This is a genomic window from Methylobacterium sp. NMS14P (assembly GCF_028583545.1).
Taxonomy (GTDB): domain Bacteria; phylum Pseudomonadota; class Alphaproteobacteria; order Rhizobiales; family Beijerinckiaceae; genus Methylobacterium.
In genome coordinates, this window is sequence record NZ_CP087106.1 from 2,697,369 (window position 1) to 2,705,000 (window position 7,632).

Genomic DNA, 7,632 nt, shown 5'->3' on the forward strand with positions numbered 1-7,632 from the left:
GAGGCAGGACACGCGGATGGTGCGACGCTTCACCGTGATACAGGGCGGCCTGTCCGAGCGACCGGAGCTCGTGCCGGCCCCTGAGGCCGGCTCCGGCGCCGAGGCCGCGACCTGGCGGGTCGATCTGCAGCGACCCGGTGCGGTCGACGCGGCCTCCGTTGCCGCGTGGCGGGCCATGCTGGTGCGCAACGCGGTCGCCGACCCGCTGCGCGACCCGGACCACCTCCTCCCGCTCGCCCAGCACCGCCCGGCCGGCGGTCCGGTCGCCGTCGCCCTCGCCTGGAGCCGCGACGCTGGCGACGGTCCCGAGACCCTGCGCGGGGTCGTCCCGCTGGCGATGCCGCAATCGGTCTGGGGCAGCCGCGCTCGGCCCTGGCAGCCCGCCGAGCCCGACGCGGCCGCTCTCGTGGAGCGCGCGGCCGCGGAGGCCGTCGACCGGGCGCTGCGGGAGCGCCTCGGGGCGCTGCGCCGCCCTCTCCGTCTGGTCGGCCGATCCGCGCCGGCCCCGGATCCGGAGCCGCGGCGCCCCGTCCTGGCGGCCAGCCGCCCGGCGGGGGCCCGGCCGATCCCGGCCGAAAACCTGATCGGCGTGCGTTCCGAGGGCTGGGAGCCGGCGGAGACCGAGATGCTCGCCGTCACCGAGCCGGCGGCGGTCCGCGACGCTGTCGAGACCTTCCTCGCCCTCGATGCCCGCACCGCCGCGCGGCCGATCATAGCCGACCCCGCCGAGGCGTCGCTGGTCCGCGTCGTCACCCGGCTGTTCGCCCGCCGCGGCGCGCTGCGGGTCGAGTTCCGGCGCCGGGCCGGCGCGGTGGTCGCCGGGACGCTCCACCTGTGCGCCGGCGCCCACGCGGTGCCCTGGCGCCGCGCCCGGGCCTGAGCGGTCAATCCGCCGCGTCCGGGACGCCTGTCGACCGGGGCGGCCGACCCTAGCTCGCCTCCATGACCCGCGACCTGCCCCACGGCGTTCGACCCGCTCCGCGCCGGAAGGTGGCCGCACGGGCGGCGCCGCGGCCGCGCGGGCCGTCCGACGCGGACCGGGCGGCGGCGATCCTCGCGCGCCTCGCCGAGAGGGACCCGGATCCGAAGGCCGGATTCGACCGCACCGACCCGTTCCGGCTGCTCGTGACCGTGCTGCTCTCGGCTCAGTCCACCGGCCCGACCGTCTCGCGGATCGCGGAGGCGCTGTTCGCCCAGGCCCGCGATCCCGCCGGCATGGCGGCGCTGGGAGAGGCGCGGATCACGGAGATCGTCCGGCCGGTCGGGCTCGGGCCCTCCAAGGCGCGCAACATCGTCAGGTTGTCGGCGGTCCTGGTCGCGGAGTACGGCGGCACTGTCCCGCGCAGCGCCGCGGAGATGCGCCGCCTGCCGGGGATCGGCCGCAAGAGCGCCGAGGTCACGGCGAACTTCGCCTTCCACGAGCCGGTGATCGCGGTCGATACCCACATCTTCCGGATCTCGAACCGGATCCCCCTCGTCCAGGGCCCGACGGTCGACGCGGTGGCCGACGGTCTCGCCCGAATCGTGCCCGACGCCTTCAAGGACAACGCCCATGTCTGGCTGTTCCGACACGGGCGGGACATCTGCACGGCCCGGAAGCCCGACTGCCCCCGATGCCCGGTCTCGGACCTGTGCGCGTGGCCGAGCAAGGCGACAGTCTAGACGCTACTCGTCCTCGCCGAAGCGGTTGGCCAGCAGGGCCTCGATGGCGTCGAGGCAGCTCGCCGCGTCTGGGCCGACGGCGGTGACGGCGATCTGCGTGCCCATGGCGGCCCCGAGCGTCAGCAGGCCCATGATCGAGCGCCCGCCGACCGTCTCGCCGGCCCGGGTGACCGTCACTGCGGCGTCGTAGCGCTCCACGGTCTGCACGAACTTCGCGGAGGCGCGGGCATGGAGGCCCCGCCTGTTGATGATCGGGAGCTTGCGGAGAAGGCCGCCCTCCGGAACCGGCGGATCGTCATCGGTCTCGAAAAGCTCGTCCATCGCCCGTGATGTTTCCCGCCCGAATGGCAGCCCTGGCGGCCGCCTGCGTCGAACCTAAACCATTGACCGGGCGTGTCGATCCCGCAGCACCCAGGGCGCGGTCGAACGGGCGGCTGTGTGACCCCGCGCCGGCTACCACTCGTACTCGGCGCCGACGCCGAGGCTGGTGCGGCCGTCGCTCCCGGCCTCGCCCTTCAGCTTGATCCGCCGCGTGACGTCGAAGTCGACCCCGACGGCGGTGTCGGCCGGCTTCGCCCCGGCCTTCACGCCGACGCTGACCCGATCCGAGATGTAGCGCGAGGCGCCGATCGCCGGCCCACCGCTCGCGCCGGTGGAGACGTCGAGGCTGTCGAGGCCGAGGCTCTTGCGTGCCTGCTCGAACACGTCGGGACCGGCGGCGCCCCCCGAGAGCTGGGCGACCGCCTGGGCGAGCTGCAGCGCCTGGAACGGCGACAGGCCGGCCGACGCCTTCTTGAACAGGATCCGCGACAGGATCTCGTCCTGCGGCAGGACCGGATCCGAGGTCAGGGAGAATTGCGGCGCGTCCGCGAAGCCCGAGACGGCGATGCGGGCGGTCACGTCGGTGGCCTTGGTCTCGGCAACGAAATCGAGTTCGGGCGTGGTCAGGCTGCCGGCGAAGGTCAGCCGGCCGCGGCTGAAATCCAGGCGCTGGCCGACGAGCTCGAACTGTCCGCGCCGCAGCGAGAAGGCCCCGTTGGCGTTGGGCGACGCGGAGGTGCCGGTGACGCGCAGCGCGCCGCCGAGTTCGGCGTCGATGCCCCGCCCGCGCACGAAGATGTGGCTCGGGGCGTCGATCGTCACGTCGAGGGTGGCGTCGAACGGGACAGCCGGCTTCCCGCCCCGCCGCCCGGGACGGGTCGCGGCCTTCCGCTCCGCCCGCTGCGCGAGGCGCGCCCTCACGGCCGGCGGCGTGTTGACGTGCCGGACGCCCGGCAGCGGCCGGATGGTGGCCGGCAGCCGGTCCGGCACCGCGACGTCGATCGACACGACGTTCACCCGGCCGGCGATCCGCGGCGTCCGCGCCAGCGGGCCGGCCAACGTGATGTCGAGGCTCGACACGGCCGTCATCAGCGGACTCGACACGAGTTCGGCCTTGTCGGCGACGACGTGGAAGTTGCCCGGGAAGTCGGGCGCGAGGGAGACGCGGCCGGTGACGGAGACCTGGCCGCCGTTGCGGGCGGTGGCGGTCAGGCGCTCGACCACGACGCTGTCACCGCGGCCGGTGACCCGACCCTCGATCCCGGTGAAGCGGAGCCCGTTCAGCGGATCGGTGAAGCTGCCGCCGCTCAGGACCGCCGCGCCCTGGGCCCGCGGCGCCGCCAGTGTGCCGGTGACGCCGCCGTCGATGGCGACCTTGCCGGTGACGCTCTGGCCGCCGACGCTCAGCAGGGAATTGGCGAGTGCGGCATCCAGCGTCCCGCGCGCGCGCAGGTCCAGCGGTCCCCCGGCTTCCACGGGCAGCGACCCGGAGACCGTCAGGGCGACGCCGCGCCCGGCCGTCACCCGGCCGTCCAGGCTCGCCTGCCCGTCCGACAGCGTGCCCTTCGCGGTCGCGTCGATCGCTGGCAGCCCGGCCTGCCGCGTCTCCGGGGCGACCAGCTTGGAGACGCTGACCGCGTAGCGCCCCTCCGGACGCGTCGCGGGGCCGCGGAGATCCGCCTCGCCGTCCAGGGTCCCCGAGAGGGCGAGGCTCGGCGCGGCGATCCGGGCGAGCGACAGGGGCAGGGACCGGATCGCCACCTTGAGGTCGAGATCCCGCCCGGCGCGGCCCGCGACCGTGATGCGGCCTGACCCCGCCGCGATCGACAGGCCGTCGATCACCGCGCCGCCGTCCCGGAGGGTGATCGACGCCGGCCCGGTGAGGGCAAAGCGGTCGTTGCCGCGCGCCGCCGACAGGTGCTGGATCTCGATCCGCGTGTCCGCGGCCGGGACGACGCGCGCGGCACCGTCGAGAGTGAACCCGCGCGCCTTCGCGTTGAGGCTCACGTCGCTGAACGCGGGGGTGCCGTTCGCGGCGAGTCGGATCGTGTCGACCTGCTGGCCGGCGGCCACGAGCCGGTCGGCCTCGACGCGCCCGTCGAGGACCGGGTGGGCGCGCAGGTCGCGGCCCGTGAGGTCCGCGTCGAGCCGCGCGAGGGCGGTCTCGCCGTAGCGGAGACCGGCCCCGGTGGCGCGGAGGGTCACGTCCTGGCGCCCGCCGTCGCGGGCGAGGGTCAGCGCGGCGTCGAGGCGGCCCGCGACCGGTTCCGGGACCAGGGGCGCGATGTCCGTCAGGTCGCCGGCCCGCACGGTGAGCGCGCCGGCCGACAGCCACGTCTCGGCCGCGATCGTCGCCTGGCCGACAACGGACACCGAGCCGAGATCGAGGCCGAGCCGGTCGAGGACCCAGTCCCCGCCGACGCGCGCGAGGTGCGCGCCGCCGGTCAGCGGCTTGCCGCCGACGTCGCCGCCGAGCCGGACCGTGCCATCCGGCGCGAGGAGCGCGTCCCGCAGGACCGCCTCGACGCGGAGATCCCGGATCGGCTTGCCGGCCGCCGTGGCGGACGGCGCCGTCAGGGTCGCACTCACGTCCGGATGCTCCAGAGATCCGGTCAGGCGCGCGTCGACCCCGGCCCTGCCGGTGAGGCGCCCGTCGAGATCCGCGAGGCTCTTGAGATCGATCCGTCCGGTGACGTCCGCGCGGGACGCCGTCGCCTCGCCCTGCAGGGTCGCGGTGACGCCGGCGCCTTCCAGGCGCAGATGGTCGAAGCCGTACCCGTCGTAGGTCTGGGAGACGCGCCCCTGGAGGCCGGGCGCGCGGCCGAGGGTGCGGTCGGCCGCCCGGATCCCGGTGACGAGGCCGCTCGTCGTCACGGCGAGGTCGGCGGCAACAGCCTTGCGCGCCGGATCGCCGCTGAGCCGCGCCTTGGCGTCGAGGCTGCCGGCGAGGCCCTGGCCCGCGAGGCCCGAGAAGACGGAGAGGTCCGGCAGCGCCGCGTCGACGGTGCCGGTCAGGGTGTTCTGGCCGACCCGGCCGGCATAGGCGGCCCGCGCCGTGTCGGAGTCGAGCTTGAGCGCCGCGACGTCGAGCACGCCGTCGGCACCGGTCGAGGCCCGGAGCGTGACGGTGGCCCGGCTGCCGATCGCTCGGCGCAGGGCCGGGTCGGCGAGCTTCAGCCCGTCGACCCGGCCGTCCGCCGCGATGGCGAAGCGCTGCGCCGACGGGTCGCCCTGCGGGTCAACGGCGAGGCTGGCGTCGATCCGGTCCAGGCTGGACTCGCGGCTGCGGAGGGCGGCCGCGTCGAGGCGCCCTCGGACAGTCGGTGCCGCCAGCGGTCCCTTGAGGCTGCCGTCGAAGACGAGCTTGCCGATCTCGGCCTCGCCGGCCCGGGTGACGTCGCCCTCCGTCGGCAGGGCGCGCGCCTGCAGCGTCAGGTCGGCGACCCGGTCGCGGGTCAGGCTGCCGCCGGCCGTCAGGCGCGCCGTGCGGGAAGTCAGGTCCAGGCGGTCGATCCGGAACGCGCCGCTATCCGCGAAGGCGAGGCCGCCGTCGAGCTTGGTGGTGCCGGCGAAGACCGCCGCGGCCGGGCCGGGCATCAGCCCCTCGATCCGCGCCGCGAGGTCGAGGGCGAGCCGTCGCTCGGCCCCGATCCGGGAGATCTTCGCCCCGCCCTTGGCGCCGATGTCGGGACCCGCCGTGAAGTCCAGCTTGGCGCCCCAGGCGTCCAGTGTGCCCGTTCCGTCGAGCGCGAAGTCGATCGGCGGGGTGCCGGGCAGGTTCGCGGCCTTCGAGAGCAGGCCGCCCGCCGGCTCGACGAGGTTCGCCTTCAGCTCCAGCCGCTCGCCGTCCGGCACGAACAGCAGCGACAGCAGGAAGCGGCCCGGCGCGTCGAGGCGCTGCGCCCGGGCCTGCAGGTCGAGCCCCTCGCTGGCCGCGCCGAGCTTCGCCCTGCCCTCGGCCGACAGCCGCGCCGGCTGCCCGGCCACCGCCTCGCCCAGCGTCAGTTCGGCCAGCTTGAACCCCTTGATCTCGACCTTGACGGGCAGGTCCGGGAGGAGGCGCCCGTCGGGCTTGGCCTCCGGCGGCGGTGGGCTGGGGATCGGCCGGCGCAGGACGTCGAGATGCCCGATCTCGAGGCTGTCGACCTCGAGCCGTCCCGACAGGAGGGCCAGCCGTCGCCAGACGATGCGGGCCCGGTCGAGCTTCAGCCAGACGCCGTCGCGGTCGCTGATCGCCACGTCCCGGATGGTCGCGTCCGAGGACAGGGCGCCGTCGATCGCGCCGATCGCCACCCGCGACGAGGGCGTCGAGAGGGCGCGGGACAGGAGGCCGCCCAGCACGGACTTGTCGCCGTCGTCGGCGCGGGTCACCGCGAGGGTATAGGGCAGCAGCAGCGCGAGGCAGATCAGGACGAGCGCCAGCTCCCACCGACCGTGGCGGGCGGGCTTGTGCGCGGCGCGCTTCGTGAGTCCGGTTCGGAACACCATTCAGAACGCCTGCCCCAGGCTGAGATACAGGACGGCGGGACGCACGTGTCCGCCCTTGTAGGGGTCGAGCGGGAAGGCGACGTCCGCGCGGATCGGGCCGATGCCGGTGTAGTAGCGCAGGCCGATGCCCACGGATTTGCGGATCTTCTCGTCGAAATCCGGCGTCGCCGAGGCGAAGGCGGTGCCGGCGTCGAAGAACGGCACCACGCCGATCGTGTCGGTGACCTTGATGCGCGCCTCGATCGAGGCCTCGAGCAGGCTGCGGCCGCCGATCGGCAGGTTGAAGGGACCGATCGGCCCGAGGGTCCGGTACGGGTAGCCCCGCACCGAGCCGCCGCCGCCCGCGAAGAACCTGAAATTGTCGGGGATCTCCCCCAGCGGCGCGCCCGAGACCGAGCCGAAGCCGACGCGGCCGGCCAGGATCACGCGGGCCTCGTCGTCCAGGGCGTAGTAGGTGGAGCCCTGCGCCTTGGCCACGACGATGCCGGGCGAGGAGATCGCGCCGGGATAGACCGCCAGCGACGCGATGGCCCGGACGCCCCGGGTCGGGTCGAGGAGGCTGTCGGTGGAATCGTAGGTGACCGAGGCGGGCACGCCGATCAGCCGGTAATTGACCGTGCCGAGGGCATCCTTCGACCGGCCCGCCTGCGCGTCGAGCCCGATCTGCGCCGAGAACGTGTCCGAGAACCGGTGGCGGATCGCCCCCGAGACGCCGCCCCCGTCCACGAAGTAGCTCTGCTGCACCTCGCGGGTGATGAAGGCGTTCGCCAGGAAATCGTTGCGTGTCCCCCAAAGGGCGGGCTGGACGTAGGTCGCCGAGAGGCGTCCGCCGAGGCCGTTGGTGCCGATCCCCGCGAGCTTGCGCTGGTTGGCGAACGGGTCGTTGCCGAGACCCAGATAGTAGATGTCGGCGTCCACCCGGAAAGATTCGCCGCCGCCGAACAGGTTGCGGTTGGCGTAGTAGGCCCGCACCCCCGGCCCGTCGACGGTGGAGTAGCGCGCCGAGACGCCCACGAGGTTGCGCTCGCGCTCGGTGACCGCGACGAACAGCGGCAGGTTCCCGTCGGCGTCGAGGGTCGTCCCCTCTCGGACCCGCACGCCGCCGATCCCCTCGATCCGCGCCACCGACCGGCGGATCGCCGCCACCGCCTGGGGCGAGTA

Annotated in this window: 5 protein-coding genes (1 of these 5 cut by a window edge); 2 read left to right on the forward strand and 3 right to left on the reverse strand. The window is 74.8% G+C overall.

The window, feature by feature from the left end:
* Positions 1-16: 16 nt before the first annotated feature.
* Entirely contained in the window at positions 17-880 is an 864-nt protein-coding gene (locus LOK46_RS12830) for a hypothetical protein (protein WP_273564108.1), read from the forward strand.
* Between the two features lie 62 nt (positions 881-942).
* Positions 943-1,662 (forward strand): endonuclease III domain-containing protein, encoded by a 720-nt coding sequence (locus LOK46_RS12835; protein ID WP_273564109.1) that lies wholly within the window; start codon positions 943-945, stop codon positions 1,660-1,662.
* A gap of 3 nt (positions 1,663-1,665) precedes the next feature.
* Here the strand turns inward: LOK46_RS12835 and LOK46_RS12840 are convergent, their stop codons facing one another.
* The 3 genes from LOK46_RS12840 to LOK46_RS12850 all read right to left on the reverse strand — a co-directional run.
* Complete coding sequence (locus LOK46_RS12840) at positions 1,666-1,983, reverse strand: HPr family phosphocarrier protein (RefSeq protein WP_273564110.1); 318 nt, start codon at positions 1,981-1,983, stop codon at positions 1,666-1,668.
* 132 nt (positions 1,984-2,115) lie between these two features.
* Positions 2,116-6,471, reverse strand: coding sequence for a translocation/assembly module TamB domain-containing protein (locus tag LOK46_RS12845; protein ID WP_273564111.1), 4,356 nt, complete (start codon positions 6,469-6,471; stop codon positions 2,116-2,118).
* Positions 6,472-7,632, reverse strand: the 3' portion of a protein-coding gene (locus LOK46_RS12850; protein ID WP_273564587.1) for an autotransporter assembly complex protein TamA. It continues 798 nt past the right edge of the window; the window shows 1,161 of its 1,959 coding nt (coding positions 799-1,959); the start codon falls outside the window, past its right edge; its stop codon occupies positions 6,472-6,474.

Excerpts from the sequence above, each read along its gene's own strand:
- LOK46_RS12835 (WP_273564109.1), top strand. The coding sequence starts at position 943 with ATGACCCGCGACCTGCCCCACGGCGTTCGACCCGCTCCGCGCCGGAAG.
- LOK46_RS12830 (WP_273564108.1), top strand. The coding sequence starts at position 17 with ATGGTGCGACGCTTCACCGTGATACAGGGCGGCCTGTCCGAGCGACCG.
- LOK46_RS12840 (WP_273564110.1), bottom strand. The coding sequence starts at position 1,983 with ATGGACGAGCTTTTCGAGACCGATGACGATCCGCCGGTTCCGGAGGGC.
- LOK46_RS12845 (WP_273564111.1), bottom strand. The coding sequence starts at position 6,471 with ATGGTGTTCCGAACCGGACTCACGAAGCGCGCCGCGCACAAGCCCGCC.